Source organism: Neobacillus sp. NPDC093182, assembly GCF_044754045.1.
Genome location: NZ_JBIVOI010000033.1, coordinates 1 through 15,465, shown reverse-complemented (window position 1 = coordinate 15,465; position 15,465 = coordinate 1). Strand labels below are relative to the sequence as shown.

Below are 15,465 nucleotides of genomic sequence, written 5' to 3'. Positions count from 1 at the left end.
CATGTATTAGGCACGCCGCCAGCGTTCGTCCTGAGCCAGGATCAAACTCTCCAAGAAAGTTGATATAGCTCATTTGTTACGTTGGCTTAGCTTTTATAAAAAGCTAAAAAATTGTTTGTTGACGTTCTTGTTTGTTTAGTTTTCAAGGAGCAATTTTTCTCATTCGCTCGTAAGCGACTTTATTAATATATCATAACTTATTTATTAAAGTCAATAAGTTTTTTTAAATGTATTGCGTTGTCGTTTGTGACGACTTTTAATATATTACAGTACATTACTAGATTGGTCAATAGTTTTTTAAAAAAATAATGGCTGTGTTAAATTTGGCTGTTGATTTACACTCCAAGCGCTACGCTTTCCGCGGGCTCGCCCGTGAGCCTCCTCGGTCGTACCGACCTGCGGGGTCTCACTCAGCTCGTTCATCCCGCAGGAGTCGAGCGCCTTCCGCTCCAATCAACAGGTTCTAAAACCATCTGTCTTCATTAACACAGCCAAAATAATAAAAAAACCGCTGTTGTCTCAGCGGTTCGTTCAAATTAGATAATATATTTTTGAATCGCAGCCAACGCTACTAATCCTGGAATCCCAAGAAAACCAGATACAGCTGATGTTGCAAAATTAATTGGTACGTGGATACCAAAACTATTACCTGCTGTATTTAAGAAGAATAATAATAGTGCACCGATCAATAACTTTACAACAGCTTGACCAATAAACCTAGCTGGCTTAAAAGGAGCCCCGGCAAACAAAAGAATAAGTATGAGCCCCGCTGATATGGCAATAATCATAATTGGTTCCAAAAAAGCTATCCCCCTTCAAAATCTTTTATAACAACATATGTACAAGTTATAAAAAATAGACCTTGAAATGGAATAGCTTTATCTTTACCTTTTAATACTTACATTTCTTTCTTTTGCTTCTCTTAATAGAAAGAAGTACTTTACTTGGGCAATTTTTGTCTGGCATATCGCTTCTTCTGAAGGGTCAAAACTTTTGTCGAGTAATTGTTTTTGTTTCTGCCAATGTTCTTTATACTCTTGCAGCTGTGTTAAAAGTTTTTGATCAAACTCTTTTCGCAGCCACCCTTTACGCTGGAAAAACATCGTTATTCCCCCGGTACTCTGTTTTATGATTAAAGTTCTCTTCTACCCTCTAGAGCTTTGGATAGTGTAACTTCATCTGCATATTCTAGGTCTCCTCCGACTGGGAGGCCATGAGCAATCCGGGTAATCTTAATCCCTGATGGTTTTAGCAGGCGGGAAATATACATTGCCGTTGCCTCTCCTTCAATATTCGGATTTGTCGCTAGAATAACTTCTTGTACGGTTTCATCATGGAGACGCTTTAATAAATCAGGAATATTGATATCTTCAGGGCCTATTCCGTCCATAGGTGAAATCGCACCGTGTAATACATGATACATACCATTAAATTCCTTCATTTTCTCCATTGCGATGACATCCTTTGGATCTTGAACAACACAAATAGTACTTTTATCTCGACGTTGGTCTTCACATATATAACACGGATCTTGATCTGTAATATGACCGCAGACAGAGCAATAAGTTAAATTCCGCTTAGCATTTACAAGCGCCTTGGCAAAATCCAGCACAGTATCTTCTTTCATACTTAATACATAAAAAGCCAAACGCGCAGCCGTTTTTGGCCCGATACCAGGCAGCTTCATAAAACTGTCAATCAACTTTGAAATCGGTTCTGGATAATGCATTATCTATTATTCCTCTCCTAGAAAAGCATATGCGCCTTCGAAAAGGCGCATAAACTGGATCTTCATGAATTAAAAAGGCAGATTCATTCCTTTTGTGAATTGGCCCATTGTATTGTTTGTGAGCTCTTCTACTTTTTTCAGCGCGTCATTGGTTGCCGACAATACAAGATCTTGCAGCATTTCGATGTCGTCCGGATCCACTGCTTCAGGTTTGATTTGAACATCCACCACTTCTTTGTGTCCTGTTACAATGACAGTTACCATTCCGCCGCCTGCTGTTCCTTCAATCTTTTGCTGGCCTAACTCTTCTTGTGCTTCAGCCATTTTCTTTTGCATTTTTTGCATTTGTTTCATCATATTCTGCATATTGCCCATTCCACCACGCATAACCTGTCAACCTCCAATTAATTAGTCAATAATTTCTACAAATTCAGCACCAAACAAGTTTTTTGCCTCTGCTATATGCGGCTCTTCTTCCTGTTTAGATCCAGGAACTTCTCCCTCAACATGATGCTGTGTGCTTAAAAAGTTTTCTCGAATAGATAGCCATTGTTCCTCAGGCACACCTAGCACGAGATATCGATTTCCTGTTAATTCTTGTAGAGCAAGAGTAATCGTCTCAACAAAACGGTTATTATCCATTGCCATTTGGCAGTGAATTTCATGTTTAAATTTTAAAATAAAAGCATCAGCTGAAGCAGCAGCTGGCTCCGCTTCATTTAATAGTGCAGCATGAGATTTCATTAATCTTCCTCTCATTTCGCCCCATTTGCTTTTAATTTGATTTATATCATTCTTTGTTGCATTCTTTAATACTTCGTTTATTCTTCCAACTGCAGGCTGGAATCCTTTTCTTGAACTTCTCTGCGAAGGCTTTTGCGCTGCCTGTGGCGCTGCTTCTTGAACAACAACGGAACCATTTGTTTTTAACTGTTGCAGTTCATGCTCAAGCTGTTCAATTTTTTTAAGCAGCTGAGAGATTTGTCCCGCAGGCATTGGCTCTATCTGCTTAGCTTCCGTTTGACACAGTTTAACGATTGCAACTTCGAGAAAGATCCTCGGATGGTTGGTCCATCGCATATCTTGTTGCGTCTTATTTAATAATTCGATAAGCTGATAAATCTCGTCATAAGGAACAGCCTCAGCAATTTGACGGAATTCCTCATCCAGCAAGACTCTATCTAATGATTCTTCAAGGTTTGGTGCTGTTTTGTATAACAGCATATCTCGATAATATAATATAAAGTCCTCAATAAATCTTGATGGGTCTTTCCCATGAAACAACAATTCCTCAAGTGCTTCTAATCCACTGGCTACATCCTTTTCCAATACAGCTTTTGCAAGCTTATTTAAGAATCCCTGCGAAACAGAGCCTGTGACCGTTAATGCATCTTCAACTGTTACTTCATCCTGACTAAAAGAGATAGCTTGGTCTAAAAGACTTAAGGCGTCACGCATACCGCCTTCGGCCGCTCTAGCAATCATTTTTAAGGCATCTTCTTCACACTTAACGCCTGTTTCCTCAACGATTAATTTCATTCTATTTACGATTGATTGTGCTGTAATCCGTCTAAAATCAAATCGTTGACATCTAGAGATAATCGTTAAGGGAATTTTATGCGGCTCGGTCGTGGCTAAAATGAAGATAACATGCTTTGGCGGTTCCTCCAGCGTTTTTAACAAGGCATTAAACGCACTAATGGATAGCATATGCACTTCATCAATAATATAGACCTTGTAGTTAACAGCGGTTGGAGCGAACTTTACTTTATCAAGAACGTCCCGCATTTCTTCCACTCTAGAGTTTGATGCTGCGTCGAATTCTAGCACATCTGATATAGTTCCATTGGTAATTCCCTTGCATGCAGCACATTCATTGCAAGGTTCAGAAATTGGAGATCGCTCACAATTTACCGCTTTAGCCAAAATTTTTGCTGCACTTGTTTTACCTGTTCCTCGCGGCCCGTTAAATAAGTAGGCATGGGAAATTTTTTGTTGAAGCAGGGCATTTTGCAATGTTTTCGTAACATGTTCTTGTCCTACTACATCAATAAATTGCTGAGGACGCCAAACACGATATAAAGCCTGATAAGCCAAAAACATCGCCCCCTTCAAAATATTCTATCCTCATCATTATAACTTATCTTTTTTCTATTTATCAAAGAGAATACAAAAAAACTCATCTCGTATTCGAAATGAGTTGTTTTTACATTATAAACTGCCGTGCACCTTCCGTCGACTCCGCACCCATAGGCGCTGCTTAAGCAGTTAGCTCGGCCCAGGCCACCCTGCGGCACATGGGAGCTTCCACTTAATGCTGCTTCCTTCCGGACCTGACATGGTTCATGGATTCCCATTGCGCAGGACCCGGGCGTCAACACTACTTACTTAAGGCGGACCCTACAGGATACCAGCCTCGGGAAGGGATTCAGCCTCGCTAGAGCGGATTGCGAGTACAGGGCACCGCTACCTCCCCGCCTAGCACGGCAAAGTTGATAACAAATTTTAAGGCGTCTTTATCTGACGCTTTTTTAGTATACTAACTTTCGAGGAAAAAATCAATCTTTATCACTTGTAAATTACTGTAAGGATTGTTTTTTTGCTATTTTTCGTTTTTCTCGAAGCTGACGAAAGAAGGCTGATAGTAACTGACCACACTCTTCCTTCAGTACACCGCTCGTTACTTCACTTTGATGATTGAAACGCTCATCTTGCAGGAGGTTCATGAATGTTCCCGCACAGCCTCCCTTTGGATCTGCAGCACCATAAACAACTCTCTTGACCCTTGATAAGATAATCGCACCCGAGCACATCGCACAAGGCTCAAGAGTGACATAAAGGCTCGCATTCTCCAGCCGCCATGAGCCTGTTTCTTTACATGCTTGTTCAATAGCCAAAATTTCTGCATGGGCGACCGCACTTTGTTTACTTTCACGTAAATTATGTGCTCGGGAAATAATTTTCCCATCTATCACGATGATGGCTCCGATGGGAACCTCTAATAGAGCTTCTGCCTTTCTCGCTTCCTTTATGGCTTCTTGCATATAATATTCATCTGAAAATACATCTATAGCCAATGATGATACCACCTTATTTATTCATATTCATTGAGTCCTATTGATATTTTTCCCCATTATATCATGAATCGAATATCTCACTCATAGAATAGATGTAGCGGTCTTGCTTAGGAGGGGAAGAATATGCAAATTCATGTTGTGAAAAGAAATGAATCACTGACGACCATTGCTAGGGCATACAATACAACAGCGAATGATATTGTTGATGCAAATGACATCCCTAATCCAAATAATCTTGTCGTCGGTCAAGCAATGGTGATTCCGATTGTTGGCAGTTTTTATTATGTGCAGCCTGGAGACAGTCTATGGTCGATTGGGCAAAAAGTGGGTGTACCTTATCAACAAATCGCATCAGTTAATCGTATCTCATTAAACCAGCAGCTCTATGTCGGCTTTCGCTTATATATCCCTCAGCCACCGAAAAGAAGAGCAGAATTTAATGCCTATGTTGAACCCCGCGGTACCTCTGTGGCCCCGATACTAGAAACGAGTGCACGGGAAGCAGCTCCTTATTTAACTTACTTAGCACCATTTAGCTTTCATGCACTTCGCGATGGTTCACTCAGGGAACCATTACTAAATAATTTCCCAGCCATCGCAAGAGCTAACCGAAATACATTAATGATGGTAGTAGATAATCAAGAAAATGACGAATTTAGCGACGAATTGGGACGGATTTTATTAAATGATATACCGATACAAGATCGCTTTTTAAACAATATTGTAGCCACTGCCAAAAAATATGGATTTAGGGATATTCATTTTGATTTCGAATTCTTACGTCCCGCTGATCGTGAAGCCTATAATCGCTTCTTAAGAAAGGCGAAGACCCGGTTTAATAGTGAAGGCTGGTTAATGAGTACAGCCCTGGCTCCGAAAACAAGCGCTACACAAAAAGGAAAATGGTATGAAGCACATGATTACAGGGCTCATGGTCAAATAGCAGATTTTGTCGTGATAATGACCTATGAATGGGGCTACAGTGGCGGTCCTGCCATGGCAGTTTCACCTATCGATCAGGTTCGGAGGGTTTTAGAATATGCACTTACAGAAATGCCTCCAAATAAAATCTTAATGGGTCAGAATTTATATGGATATGACTGGACTCTTCCTTTTGTTCAAGGTTCTGTTGCAAGAGCTGTCAGCCCGCAGCAGGCAATTGAACTTGCTGCTGCAAACAACGTTCCTATTCAGTATGATACCAAAGCACAGGCACCTTTCTTCCGATACACAGCAGCAGACGGAAAGCAGCATGAGGTTTGGTTTGAGGATGCCCGCTCTATCCAAGCCAAATTTAATTTGATAAAAGAATTAGGTATTAGAGGGATGAGTTATTGGAAGCTTGGCTTGGCATTTCCCCAAAATTGGCTCTTAATTGTCGAGAATTTCAATGTGGTAAAAAGAGGTTAATATATTTTGATAACATAAACTGCCGTAATTCGGCAGTTTTTTCATATATTCGACATTAAAATTTCTTCTTCTACAATTTCCATATCCCTTCCTGTGAAAGATTATGATAATATATTATTTGTGCCATTAAGAACGTTAGAAAAAAGTTTCCGGTTTATTACTGGTTAAACATAGAATTTGCAGGCAGTTGGAGAAGGAGGATCAGCAATGGGGTATACTCCCTTTATTACCGTTGAAGGGCCGATTGGTGTAGGTAAGACATCTCTCGCAAAAGCCATTTCAGATCAATTTAAATTTGCTTTATTAAAAGAGATTGTCGATGAGAATCCATTTTTGGGGAAGTTTTATGACAATATTGAAGAGTGGAGTTTCCAAACGGAAATGTTTTTTCTTTGCAACCGGTATAAGCAATTAGGGGATATTAATACTCACTACTTAAGGAAAAGTCAGGCTGTTGTAGCAGATTATCATATTTTAAAGAACTTAATTTTTGCACAGAGGACTTTAAACCCCGTTGAATATCAAAAATACTATAAAATATATCAGCTCCTAACGGAAGACATGCCAAAGCCGAATGTTATTATCTATTTAAATGCGAGTCTAGATACTCTTCTTAAGCGAATTAAAATTAGAGGACGCGAAGTAGAGAAAAATATCAGTCCCTTATATTTAGAACAGCTATCGATTGACTACGAACAAACGATAACGAGCTTTGAGCAATCACATCCAGAAATTCCTGTTCTTCGCTTTAATGGTGATGAATTAGATTTTGTTAAAAATGAAGATGACTTAAATTTTATAATTGAAAAGCTCATAGGCTCATTAAAGAAAAGCAGCACGACAAACACACGATAAGAATTGGGGGATGAAAGTGAGTATCGTTATTGGTGGTATGATTGGTCTTGGTAAGACGAGTGTAGCTGATACATTGAATGCACATTTTCAAAGAAGCGGAATTGAGAGTAAGGTTTTTTATGAGACAGTCGATAATAATCCGATTCTTCCGCTCTATTATGAACTAACACCAGAAGAATTAGACGCAAGAAGAATTCCATTCCTCTTACAATTATTTTTCCTAAATAAACGCTTTAAAACAGTAAAGGATTGTGTGAGCTGGAAAGACCCTATTTACACGATACAGGATCGCTCCATTTACGAGGATTGGTACTTTGCCTATGTAAACAAAAATCTTGGCAGAATCTCTGACCTTGAATTTAGAATATATGAAGAGCTTGTTGAGAATATGATGGAAGAATTAAATGAGCTTCCAAAAAAGGCACCTGATTTAATGGTCTATTTAAAAGGTTCCTTTGATACTGTAATTGATCGAATTATGGCACGCGGCCGAAGCTTCGAAATTAACCCCGAACTGAAAGAGTATTATTTTGAAGTTTGGAAGGGTTATGATGAGTGGGTTATTAATAACTATAACGCCAGCGATGTCTTAATTATTGACATGGATCATACGGATGTCGTTAAGCGCCCAGAAGATGCACAAAGAGTATGCCGTGAAGTGGACGAGCGGCTAAAAGAAATCTTAAATATATCAAAAGCACATATTGGTTAATCCAATATGTGCTTCTTTTTATATCTCACTAAAAAACTACATAAAAAGTCCGCCCAATTGCTTGGGCGGACTTTATCTCCAGTTTTATGCGCGATTATTATTATAAAAGATGGCGGAGGAAGAGGGATTCGAACCCCCGCGCGGTTTAACCCGCCTGTCGGTTTTCAAGACCGATCCCTTCAGCCGGACTTGGGTATTCCTCCGTATTGACAAGAGATAGAATATCACATTCCTACTATCTCTGTCAACACATGATTAACTTTTTTTATTCAGGTGCGATAACTTCTTTATTCCCCATATATGGACGTAACACCTTAGGAATTACTACACTTCCATCTGCCTGCTGATAATTTTCCAGGATTGCTGCAACCGTTCTTCCAATTGCTAAGCCAGATCCATTTAATGTATGGACATGTTCAGGCTTCGCTTTTGGGTCACGGCGGAAGCGGATATTAGCACGGCGGGCTTGGAATGCCTCAAAGTTACTGCAAGAGGAAATCTCACGATATGTTCCGTAGCTCGGGATCCATACTTCAATATCGTACTTTTTAGCAGCAGTAAAGCCGAGGTCACCCGTACACATGCTTAACACTCGATAAGGCAATTCAAGTAATTGAAGCACGCGCTCTGCATCATTTGTAAGCTTCTCAAGTTCATCGTAAGAATCCTCCGGCTTAACAAACTTCACAAGCTCTACTTTATTGAACTGGTGCTGGCGGATTAATCCACGAGTGTCACGCCCAGCAGAACCAGCCTCAGAACGGAAGCATGCACTGTAGGCCGCAAAGCGGATTGGAAGCTCATCCCCGCTTAGTATTTCATCACGGTGGAGGTTGGTGACAGGCACCTCTGCTGTTGGAATTAAGAAATAATCTTCACTCTCAATTAAAAACGCATCGTCTTCAAATTTTGGGAGTTGACCTGTACCGGTCATGCTCGCGCGGTTTACCATATATGGCGGCAAAATTTCTTTGTAGCCATGCTCATCTACATGAAGGTCAAGCATAAAGTTCATTAGTGCACGCTCTAAACGGGCTCCAAGGCCTTTATAAAAAACGAAACGGCTTCCTGTAACCTTGCCCGCACGTTCAAAGTCAAGGATACCTAAATGGTCCGCAACATCCCAGTGCGGCTTCGCCTCAAATTCAAAGTCCCGAACTTGACCCCATTTTCTAATTTCTACGTTTTCATCCTCTGATTCACCAATTGGAACACTTTCATGCGGAATGTTTGGAATGCTCATTAACAACAAGTCGAGCGTTTCCTCGACACTGCGGAGCTCCTCATCCAATACTTTAATCCTATCGCCCACCTCACGCATTTCTACAATAAGATGGTCAGCATTGGCCTTTTCACGCTTTAAAGCAGCTACCTGCTGGGAAACCTCGTTGCGTTTGCTTTTTAATTGTTCTGCCTCAACGATTAAATCACGTCTGCGCTGATCTAAGTCCTCAAATTTACCGAGGTCTGTTAAATCTTCACCACGGTGCTGAAGTTTTTCTTTTACTTCCGCAAAGTTAGCTCTTAATAATTTAATGTCTAACATCTGTCCCACTCCTAACTGTTAAATAAATACAAAAAACTCCCGTCCCCAAAAACAGGGACGAGAGTTACCCGCGTTACCACCCTGGTTGACAGATATAGTCTGTCCACCTCGAAAAAAATTAACGGTTTTTACCGAAAGTACTTACTGACCCTTAAGTGGGCGTTCCATACCTTGCTCGAGGAGGGATTCACAAGCTTCAAACACCGATTCACACCAGCCATCGGCTCTCTTTAGAATGAACTTCCTGTTACTAGTTCCTCTCATTGCTTTAACATATTTATTTATTGAAATTAATTTACTATAATTATCCACCAATTGCAATCAAATTATACAAATTGTTTTGCTTTTACTTCCTTTACCATTCCAACAAAATAAGCCGTAATGTCATGGCTATTTGTTAATTCAGGATGGAACGAACAACCAAGGAATTGTCCTTCTCGAGCAGCTACAATGCGGTCGTTATGCTTTGCAAGTATCTCTACCTCTGCTCCAGCTTCAACAATGTGCGGCGCACGGATAAAGACTGCAGGAAAGTTGTCGGCTACATCCTTGATCGCGAGGTCGGCCTCGAAGCTGTCAACCTGACGGCCAAAGGAATTGCGTTCAACCGTAATGTCCATCACACCGATATGGGGCTCATGACCAACAAGGTTTTTGGCTAAAAGAATCAGACCTGCACATGTACCAAACATCGGTTTACCTTCTGCAGCAAATTCCTTTAATGCATCCATAAATCCATATTTATCAATCAAACGTCTCATTGCCGTGCTTTCACCGCCAGGAAGGATAAGGCCATCTATTTCTTTTAACTGTTCAACCTTCTTAATGGCGATACCTTCTGCACCACATTCCTCTACCGAACGAATGTGTTCCCGAACGGCGCCTTGTAAGGCAAGTACTCCTACTTTAACCATTACCAGCCACGTTCCTGCATACGGTTTTCGGGGGACAATGATGAAATTTCAATGCCCTTCATTGGTGCTCCTAGTTCTTTAGATAGCTCAGCGATTAATTTATAGTCTTGGTAATGAGTAGTAGCTTCTACAATCGCCCTGGCAAACTTTGCTGGGTTTTCTGATTTAAAGATACCTGAACCTACAAATACTCCATCCGCACCCAGCTGCATCATTAATGCTGCGTCAGCAGGAGTTGCAACACCGCCGGCTGCAAAGTTAACAACAGGAAGGCGGCCAAGACGCTTAATTTCAAGAAGAAGCTCAAATGGTGCTCCTAATAGTTTTGCTTCTGTCATAAGCTCATCTTCATTCATTCCGACTACTTTACGAACTTGTCCATTTACTTTGCGCATATGGCGTACTGCTTCAACGATATTTCCTGTTCCAGGTTCACCTTTTGTACGTAGCATTGAAGCTCCCTCACCAATCCTGCGGGCAGCCTCACCAAGGTCACGGCAGCCGCAAACAAATGGAACGGTAAAATCACTTTTATATAAGTGATACTCTTCATCCGCTGGAGTTAATACTTCACTCTCATCAATATAGTCTACACCCATTGCTTCAAGTACACGTGCTTCTACAATATGGCCAATTCTTGCCTTTGCCATAACAGGGATTGATACTGCATTTAGTACTTCTTCAATAATCCTAGGATCAGCCATTCTTGCAACACCGCCAGCTGCACGAATGTCAGATGGCACACGCTCTAGAGCCATTACCGCAACCGCACCAGCCTCTTCAGCGATTCTTGCCTGCTCTGCATTTACAACGTCCATAATGACGCCGCCTTTTTGCATTTCGGCCATTCCACGTTTCACTCGATCTGTACCTGTTTTCATTATAAATCCCCCTTGTAAGTTCCATTTTTATAAATATTGCAAAAAATTGACGTATAAATTTAGGAAATACTGTTAATTCATTCGGAATTAGATTGTTTCCATAAAATCATTAAAGCAACAAAAAAGGACTCCTGTCAAGACAAGAATCCTTTTGTTAAATATTTCCTTACTATTAAAACCAACCTTTAACGGTGGAAGAAATGCCTCCCCAAAGATCTCCAAAGAATCCGCCGATTCCTCTCAACATTAAGACGAACCAATTTGCCTTTTCAACATCCTCAGCAGCAATGACGTCAACCGTAATGTTGTTCTGGCCTTTATCTGTTAAAAACCCTAAGCTTCCAGCCTCTTTAGGCTGAATGGATAATGTTCCAACTTTTTCGCCCTTTTTAATAGGAGCTGTAAGTTCACCTTGTTTATTAACCTTCTTTTTATCGAGAGTTAAAATGGTTTTGAAATTATCCTTTTCCCCATTTTTCACAACCATGTTAACCGCTTCTTTTGTATAAACCTTCACTTGATCTTCTTTACCTTTGACGACAGGTAAAGTCTTTTTCCCTTTAACCTGATAATTCTTTGGAATAATTTCTTCTTTTTTAAAATTATTAAATGCGAAATCAAGAATTTTCCTTGTTTCTCTGAAACGTTCGGTTTGGGAACCTGTATTCATAACAACTGAAATAAATCGCTGGCCATCTCTAATTGCTGTACCAGTAAAATTGTACCCTGCAAAAGGAGTCGAGCCGGTTTTTAAACCATCTAAACCATCATATACAAATTGTTGATAATTAGGATATCGCTCTGCAATTTCTTCGTAGCCTTCTAGCATCCAGTTCCAGTTGTCCATTACAAATTCATCTTCCGTGCCCTTTGCAAAAGTCTTTTCCGGTATACTAGATGTATCCAATACCTCTGGGAAATCGTGTAATAAGCGCGATGCTAAGATTGCAACATCTTTTGCAGACATTATATTTTCCTCGTCTGGGTCACCCACAACTTCTGGAAAGTGCTTTAACATATCACGATTATTTAATCCTGTAGAGTTTACAAACTTATATTTCTCAAGACCAAGTTCTGCTGCCTTTTGGTTCATCATTTCAACAAATTTAGCCTCGGATCCTCCTACAATTTCCGCAATCGCAAGAGTAGCTGCATTAGCGGATTCAATCGCCATGGCAGCGTACAGATCTTCTACCTTATACTTTGCTTCAACTCGTAAAAAAACATTACTTAAACTATTGTCATGTGACATTTTAGAAAGCTCAGGAGAAACTACAAACTCTTGACCCCATTTCACTTTCCCTTCTTTAACTGCTTCTAAAAGTAAGTATTCTGTCATCATTTTGGTCATACTTGCAATGCCCAGAGCGGTTTCAGAATTCTTTTCGTATAGAATCATGCCCGTATCTGCATCTACTAATATAGCCGCAGATGCATTAACATCTAATCCCGCAGTTTCTGCCTCTGCTTTATTTATGCCTGCAAAAAGGCTAAAAAACATGATCATTGCCAATGAACTGGCAATAAGTTTTCGATAAAAAAGTTTATTCACGATAATACCCTCCAACGATTTTCTGCACTTTGGTTATTTTACCATAACTGGGGTTCAAATCATAGACAGAGGATAGGACTATCTTTTTACAAAAAAAAGACAGAGAAGTCAGCGCTTCTCTGCTTTTTTATTAAGATAATGAGTAATTTGGTGCCTCTTTTGTAATTTGAACATCATGAGGATGGCTTTCTCGAAGTCCTGCCCCTGTCATTTTGATAAATTGAGCATTATTTCTCAACGCTTCTAGGTCTTTTGTTCCACAATAGCCCATTCCAGAACGTAAGCCGCCGATTAATTGATAAATGGTTTCAGCTAATGGTCCTTTATAAGGTAGGCGGCCTTCGATTCCTTCAGGAACAAACTTCTTGTTATCTTCCTGGAAGTAACGATCCTTTGAGCCCTTTTCCATTGCTGCTACGGAACCCATACCACGATAAACCTTAAAGCGGCGACCTTGGAAAATTTCAGTTTCTCCTGGACTTTCTGTTACACCTGCCAGCATACTTCCAAGCATAACGGCGTGGCCGCCTGCAGCAAGAGCCTTAACGATATCTCCTGAATACTTAATACCGCCATCAGCAATAATGGTTCTGCCATGCTTTCTGGCCTCTGTAGCGCAGTCATATACAGCCGTAATCTGCGGCACGCCTACTCCTGCTACTACACGGGTCGTACAAATCGAACCAGGTCCAATTCCGACCTTAACCACATCTGCACCTGCTTCAATTAGGTCTTTTGTCGCTTCAGCAGTAGCCACATTACCAGCAATGATGGTTAAATCAGGATATTGACCTCTTATTTCCTTAACAGTATCAAGTACACCCTTTGAATGGCCATGAGCAGTATCAACAACAATGACATCGACATTTGCTTTGACGAGTTTTTCAACCCGTAGCATTGTATCCGTTGTTACCCCTACTGCTGCCCCGGCTAACAAACGACCCTGCGTATCTTTTGCTGAGTTAGGAAACTCAATCACTTTCTCGATATCCTTTATGGTAATTAATCCTTTTAAGACTCCTTCATTGTCTACTAGCGGGAGTTTTTCAATTTTGTATTTTTGAAGAATTTTTTCAGCCTCTTTTAATGTGGTTCCTACTGGAGCCGTAACCAGGTTTTCTTTTGTCATGACATCAGAGATTTTAAAAGAGTAATCTTGGATAAAACGTAAATCACGATTGGTGATAATCCCTACCAGTTTTTGCTCATCAAGGTTATTGACAATTGGTACACCTGAAATTCGATATTTGCCCATTAAGTGTTCAGCGTCATACACCTGATGCTCTGGAGTGAGATAAAACGGATCCGTAATAACCCCGCTCTCTGATCTCTTAACTTTCTCGACTTGTTCAGCTTGCTGTTCAATTGTCATATTTTTATGGATAATTCCTAAACCACCCTGGCGGGCCATTGAAATTGCCATTTCGGCTTCTGTTACTGTATCCATCCCGGCACTTATGATTGGGATGTTTAACTTCACCTTCGGCGATAATTCTACTTGAAGACTTACATCACGCGGCAGTACTTCCGATTTACCAGGAATTAATAAGACATCATCAAACGTTAAACCTTCTTTTGAAAATTTACTCTCCCACATTTTTATGGCCTCCAGGAAAAAATTTTTTAATTGTAGGTTATCAATTGGACAAAATACTGTCAAGGAGAACGATTTAGTCTAATTTTTCTGAAAAAGGTGATTACCATTGGCAGCAGACTATAAGGGCTGGAAAAGCTATGCAAGTTTTTTCTCTGCAGAGCATTGCCAGCTGTTTTTAAAAAACCATTATAAAAAGTGGAATATTGATAACCCTGAACAAAAAAGCTATGAAAACTGCTATGCCTTTTTATATTATCTCGAGCATGGCCAAATTTATTATCAACAAGCAGAAAACTCACCATTAATCCTAAAACCAATACTGCTTTTTTATGGTCTGGTACATTTAATCAAAGCATGTATCTTAACGGTTGATCCAGCTTATCCGGAAACCACTTCCGTTTTAGCCCACGGTGTTTCAACAAGAAAAAGAAAAAAGCAAAACTATCAATTCTTTCAAGATGAGGTTAAGTTTCAAAAAAATGGACTTTTCCCTTTTATGTCAGAAAAAATGTTCCACATGAAACAATTGGAAGGCGATAAAATTACGATGGAAGAGCTGCTTGAGCTCATTCCCGAATTAGATGATTTGTTTATGGTACATGAGTCGAAAAGCACTTTTACACCCATATATACTCAGCATGGGCAATTTGCAGTACCAGAAAAAATATTAGATCTTTATCACATGACAGAGGACCGATTTAAGGAATTTCTCACAACAAAGTCCGGAAATCAGATTGAATTTTCAAGTGAAGGACTCATGTTTCAATACGATAAAAGGGCTTCTACTGGAATTTCACCGATTAAATTCAATCTCGAAAGCAGTGCTTTTGTACTGCCGCTGAAGAAAGAAAATTTATTTTTGTTTCCTGAACTGATGGTTCATTATCTCCTGCTTTATAATCTAAGTATGATTGCTAGATATGAAACAGAGTGGTGGAGCGAAATAACAAAAATGATGCCAAACCGTGATTATCCATTTATAAAAACTTTCTTAGAAATAACACTGAAAAAGGGACCGTTTTTGATTTATGAGTACTTGATGAGTTAGTTCATTTCATTTTCTCGTAAATTATATACAAAAAAGCACAACCCAAATTAGGTTGTGCTTGATTTGCCTGGCAACGTCCTACTCTCACAGGGACAAAGTCCCAACTACCATCGGCGCTGAGAAGCTTAACTTCCGTGTTCGGTA

Annotated in this window: 15 protein-coding genes, 1 tRNA gene, 1 rRNA gene, 1 other RNA gene and 1 other annotated feature; of the genes, 4 read left to right on the top strand and 14 right to left on the bottom strand. The window is 40.0% G+C overall.

Annotated elements, in window-relative coordinates:
* Positions 1 to 536: 536 nt before the first annotated feature.
* The 7 genes from ACIQAA_RS32110 to tadA all read right to left on the bottom strand — a co-directional run bounded on the left by ACIQAA_RS32110 (position 537) and on the right by tadA (position 4,800).
* Complete coding sequence (locus tag ACIQAA_RS32110; RefSeq protein ID WP_307193136.1) at positions 537 to 800, bottom strand: pro-sigmaK processing inhibitor BofA family protein; 264 nt, start codon at positions 798 to 800, stop codon at positions 537 to 539.
* An 84-nt stretch (positions 801 to 884) separates the two neighbouring features.
* The gene (locus tag ACIQAA_RS32105; protein WP_402627887.1) at positions 885 to 1,103 is read right to left on the bottom strand and encodes a YaaL family protein; all 219 of its coding nucleotides are present in this window, start codon (positions 1,101 to 1,103) and stop codon (positions 885 to 887) included.
* 29 nt (positions 1,104 to 1,132) lie between these two features.
* Positions 1,133 to 1,729 carry a recombination mediator RecR gene (gene recR / locus ACIQAA_RS32100; RefSeq protein ID WP_283862938.1) on the bottom strand — a complete coding sequence of 199 codons (597 nt, stop codon included), beginning with the start codon at positions 1,727 to 1,729 and terminating at the stop codon, positions 1,133 to 1,135.
* 69 nt (positions 1,730 to 1,798) lie between these two features.
* Positions 1,799 to 2,116: a YbaB/EbfC family nucleoid-associated protein gene (locus ACIQAA_RS32095; RefSeq protein WP_402627882.1), complete on the bottom strand. Its 318-nt coding sequence runs from the start codon at positions 2,114 to 2,116 to the stop codon at positions 1,799 to 1,801.
* Between the two features lie 21 nt (positions 2,117 to 2,137).
* Positions 2,138 to 3,826: a DNA polymerase III subunit gamma/tau gene (gene dnaX / locus ACIQAA_RS32090; RefSeq protein ID WP_402627879.1), complete on the bottom strand. Its 1,689-nt coding sequence runs from the start codon at positions 3,824 to 3,826 to the stop codon at positions 2,138 to 2,140.
* Positions 3,827 to 3,950: 124 nt separating this feature from the next.
* Positions 3,951 to 4,216: signal recognition particle sRNA large type (gene ffs / locus ACIQAA_RS32085), an RNA gene on the bottom strand.
* Positions 4,217 to 4,308: 92 nt separating this feature from the next.
* The gene (gene tadA, locus ACIQAA_RS32080) at positions 4,309 to 4,800 is read right to left on the bottom strand and encodes a tRNA adenosine(34) deaminase TadA (protein ID WP_483874200.1); all 492 of its coding nucleotides are present in this window, start codon (positions 4,798 to 4,800) and stop codon (positions 4,309 to 4,311) included.
* A gap of 129 nt (positions 4,801 to 4,929) precedes the next feature.
* On the opposite strand from tadA, the gene ACIQAA_RS32075 reads away from it, so the two are divergent.
* The 3 genes from ACIQAA_RS32075 to ACIQAA_RS32065 all read left to right on the top strand — a co-directional run bounded on the left by ACIQAA_RS32075 (position 4,930) and on the right by ACIQAA_RS32065 (position 7,783).
* The gene (locus tag ACIQAA_RS32075; protein ID WP_402627873.1) at positions 4,930 to 6,216 is read left to right on the top strand and encodes a glycoside hydrolase family 18 protein; all 1,287 of its coding nucleotides are present in this window, start codon (positions 4,930 to 4,932) and stop codon (positions 6,214 to 6,216) included.
* A 207-nt stretch (positions 6,217 to 6,423) separates the two neighbouring features.
* Positions 6,424 to 7,071, top strand: a complete 648-nt coding sequence (locus ACIQAA_RS32070; RefSeq protein WP_402627870.1) for a deoxynucleoside kinase — start codon at positions 6,424 to 6,426, stop codon at positions 7,069 to 7,071.
* A 16-nt stretch (positions 7,072 to 7,087) separates the two neighbouring features.
* Positions 7,088 to 7,783, top strand: coding sequence for a deoxynucleoside kinase (locus ACIQAA_RS32065; protein WP_402627868.1), 696 nt, complete (start codon positions 7,088 to 7,090; stop codon positions 7,781 to 7,783).
* A gap of 110 nt (positions 7,784 to 7,893) precedes the next feature.
* Here the strand turns inward: ACIQAA_RS32065 and ACIQAA_RS32060 are convergent.
* The 6 genes from ACIQAA_RS32060 to guaB form a co-directional block, all read right to left on the bottom strand.
* Positions 7,894 to 7,986 (bottom strand) — tRNA-Ser (locus ACIQAA_RS32060).
* A 62-nt stretch (positions 7,987 to 8,048) separates the two neighbouring features.
* The gene (serS, locus tag ACIQAA_RS32055; RefSeq protein WP_402627865.1) at positions 8,049 to 9,329 is read right to left on the bottom strand and encodes a serine--tRNA ligase; all 1,281 of its coding nucleotides are present in this window, start codon (positions 9,327 to 9,329) and stop codon (positions 8,049 to 8,051) included.
* A 50-nt stretch (positions 9,330 to 9,379) separates the two neighbouring features.
* Positions 9,380 to 9,602: a binding site (T-box leader), on the bottom strand.
* 53 nt (positions 9,603 to 9,655) lie between these two features.
* Complete coding sequence (gene pdxT / locus ACIQAA_RS32050; RefSeq protein WP_402627862.1) at positions 9,656 to 10,243, bottom strand: pyridoxal 5'-phosphate synthase glutaminase subunit PdxT; 588 nt, start codon at positions 10,241 to 10,243, stop codon at positions 9,656 to 9,658.
* Entirely contained in the window at positions 10,243 to 11,127 is an 885-nt protein-coding gene (pdxS, locus tag ACIQAA_RS32045) for a pyridoxal 5'-phosphate synthase lyase subunit PdxS (protein WP_374935349.1), read from the bottom strand. Before pdxS ends, pdxT begins: the two co-directional genes overlap by 1 nt.
* Before the next feature lie 169 nt (positions 11,128 to 11,296).
* Entirely contained in the window at positions 11,297 to 12,631 is a 1,335-nt protein-coding gene (locus ACIQAA_RS32040) for a D-alanyl-D-alanine carboxypeptidase family protein (protein WP_402627890.1), read from the bottom strand.
* Positions 12,632 to 12,806: 175 nt separating this feature from the next.
* Entirely contained in the window at positions 12,807 to 14,273 is a 1,467-nt protein-coding gene (gene guaB / locus ACIQAA_RS32035) for an IMP dehydrogenase (protein ID WP_402627859.1), read from the bottom strand.
* Between the two features lie 106 nt (positions 14,274 to 14,379).
* Between guaB and ACIQAA_RS32030 the strand changes: the two genes are divergently transcribed.
* Complete coding sequence (locus ACIQAA_RS32030; RefSeq protein WP_402627856.1) at positions 14,380 to 15,321, top strand: YaaC family protein; 942 nt, start codon at positions 14,380 to 14,382, stop codon at positions 15,319 to 15,321.
* A gap of 65 nt (positions 15,322 to 15,386) precedes the next feature.
* Here ACIQAA_RS32030 and rrf read toward each other — a convergent pair.
* Positions 15,387 to 15,465, bottom strand: a 5S ribosomal RNA gene (gene rrf / locus ACIQAA_RS32450); the annotation flags it as partial.

Coding starts and splice junctions, on each gene's coding strand:
- ACIQAA_RS32040 (WP_402627890.1), bottom strand. CDS start 12,631: ATGATCATGTTTTTTAGCCTTTTTGCAGGCATAAATAAAGCAGAGGCA.
- ACIQAA_RS32095 (WP_402627882.1), bottom strand. CDS start 2,116: ATGCGTGGTGGAATGGGCAATATGCAGAATATGATGAAACAAATGCAA.
- serS (WP_402627865.1), bottom strand. CDS start 9,329: ATGTTAGACATTAAATTATTAAGAGCTAACTTTGCGGAAGTAAAAGAA.
- recR (WP_283862938.1), bottom strand. CDS start 1,729: ATGCATTATCCAGAACCGATTTCAAAGTTGATTGACAGTTTTATGAAG.
- ACIQAA_RS32075 (WP_402627873.1), top strand. CDS start 4,930: ATGCAAATTCATGTTGTGAAAAGAAATGAATCACTGACGACCATTGCT.
- pdxT (WP_402627862.1), bottom strand. CDS start 10,243: ATGGTTAAAGTAGGAGTACTTGCCTTACAAGGCGCCGTTCGGGAACAC.
- ACIQAA_RS32070 (WP_402627870.1), top strand. CDS start 6,424: ATGGGGTATACTCCCTTTATTACCGTTGAAGGGCCGATTGGTGTAGGT.
- guaB (WP_402627859.1), bottom strand. CDS start 14,273: ATGTGGGAGAGTAAATTTTCAAAAGAAGGTTTAACGTTTGATGATGTC.
- ACIQAA_RS32105 (WP_402627887.1), bottom strand. CDS start 1,103: ATGTTTTTCCAGCGTAAAGGGTGGCTGCGAAAAGAGTTTGATCAAAAA.